Origin of the sequence: Trabulsiella guamensis ATCC 49490, assembly GCF_000734965.1 — a bacterium.
In the GTDB taxonomy this organism is placed as follows: domain Bacteria; phylum Pseudomonadota; class Gammaproteobacteria; order Enterobacterales; family Enterobacteriaceae; genus Trabulsiella; species Trabulsiella guamensis.
Genome location: NZ_JMTB01000257.1, coordinates 1 through 264 on the forward strand (window position 1 = coordinate 1; position 264 = coordinate 264).

Consider the following 264-nt stretch of genomic DNA (forward strand, 5'->3'; position numbering starts at 1 on the left):
CCGGAGAAAAGCTGTTATATACAGCTATTGCTGTATTGTTGGCATCGTGGATAGCCAGAGCCACCAGCGCCACCATCTGTCCATCTTTACTGTCCGGATCCAGATACGCATCACTGCCGTAAATCTGCTGAAAATAGCCTGTTACGGTGTCGAGTATCGTCTGATAATCAGGCGCACTGATCCCCTCAGCGGTTACCGTTGCCGATAAGCCGAGTGTGTCGAGGTTTAGGGCCATCACGCCTCCGATGTGACTGTTGTTGTCCC

Annotated in this window: 1 pseudogene; it reads right to left on the reverse strand. The window is 51.9% G+C overall.

Annotated features, from left to right (window positions below):
• Positions 1 to 235, reverse strand: a pseudogene (locus tag GTGU_RS23825) (hypothetical protein); the annotation flags it as partial.
• Positions 236 to 264 lie beyond the last annotated feature (29 nt).